Annotated in this window: 1 protein-coding gene; it reads right to left on the bottom strand. The window is 63.1% G+C overall.

The window, feature by feature from the left end; translation table 11 throughout:
* Positions 1-120: 120 nt before the first annotated feature.
* Complete coding sequence (locus tag EN925_RS35870; RefSeq protein ID WP_128337370.1) at positions 121-1008, bottom strand: DMT family transporter; 888 nt, start codon at positions 1006-1008, stop codon at positions 121-123.
* Positions 1009-1396: the final 388 nt, after the last annotated feature.

The following is a 1396-nucleotide window of genomic DNA, read 5'->3' as shown; positions in this document are numbered from 1 at the left end:
CGTCTGAGGTTTCGAGTTTCTGAAGGCAAGACCGGCTTCAGGCCGGTATGCCCGGCTGTGGCTTGCCTATGGCATCGGGGCGCCGAAAACAAAGATCGGCGTTCCCGCAATGAAACGAGGCTAGGCGACGACGGCCAACCGGCGGTGGCGCTGATCCAGCGACACGATGGTCAGCCCGCTGCCGACGACCAGCAGGATGCCACAGACCGCCAGTGTGTTGGGGAATTGCCCGAACACCAGCAGGCCCGAAATGACCGCCCAGACGGTGAAGCAATAGTAGAACGGCGCCACGGCGCTGGTCGGTCCGACGCGATAGGCCATGAAGATGAAGAAGTGGCCGAAGATCAGGAAAAATCCAGCACCTGCCATCAGCAGCAGGTGATGCGCCCCGGGCATGACCCAGCGCTCGGAAACAAGATGCGCGGCGCCGGCGCCGATCAGCACCACCACGACGGCGGAAATCGCCACGATCATTCCCGGCACCTCGGCCGAGACCCGCCGGCCGGCTAGGTCGCGCGCCGCTGCAAGGGCTGCGTTGCCGAGCGCCAGCAGGGCATAGACCGAAATGCCTTGCATGGTCGGCTGCGCCACCATCAGCGCGCCGACGAAGCCGAGCCCGATCAGCGCCATGCGCCGGCCGCCGATCCGCTCGCCAAACAGGATCGAGGAGCCAACCAGCATCAAGAGCGGCGTGATCTGGCCGAGCGCGGTGGAATCGGCGATCTGCATGTTGGCGAGCGCGACCACATAGCAAAGGATCGCCGCCAGCTCGAGCACGTTCCGGCTCAGGACGCGCTTGTCGAAGATCAGCGGGATCTGCTTGCCGTAGCCCAGCGCGAACAGCAGCGGGAAGCCCCAGAGGGCCGCCGCGGCACCCCGCAGAAACAGCACCTCATAAGACGGCAGGCCCGCCGTCGCGAGCTTCATCATCGTGTCGTTGACGAGATACGACCCCGTCGAGACGATCATGAACAGCGGGCCGCGGATAGAGGCAGGGATGAAATGCATCCGGCCACAAGATCAGAGGCGGATGGCGGCGGCAATGGTCCATGGCCTGGCCATGATTCAGACAGGGCCGGGCAAGCAGGCCGGCGCTTTCGCGGCCTCGATCGGTCGGCCGCTACCCCTTCATTTTGCCCGGAGCCTTCCTATATCAGCGCCACATCCCCGCAATCGGATCGATGGTTCGGACTGAGTGAGACGGCACCCGGCCAAAAGACGCTTGTGTTTTTTGGCCTTTGTCGCTAATCGCCCCGCATTCGACTGAACTGAAGGTCTTCGACCGAACTGAAGATCCGGGCCGTCCAAGGAAAGAGACAATGGCAAAAGGTAAATTCGAGCGTAACAAGCCTCACGTGAACATCGGCACGATTGGCCACGTCGACCATGGCAAGAC

Source organism: Mesorhizobium sp. M7A.F.Ca.US.006.04.2.1, from assembly GCF_004022915.1.
In the GTDB taxonomy this organism is placed as follows: Bacteria; Pseudomonadota; Alphaproteobacteria; order Rhizobiales; family Rhizobiaceae; genus Mesorhizobium; species Mesorhizobium ciceri.
The sequence above is the reverse complement of the archived record's forward strand: the minus strand, read 5'-3'. Positions and strand labels throughout refer to the sequence as shown.

Excerpts from the sequence above, each read along its gene's own strand:
- EN925_RS35870 (WP_128337370.1), bottom strand. The coding sequence starts at position 1,008 with ATGCATTTCATCCCTGCCTCTATCCGCGGCCCGCTGTTCATGATCGTC.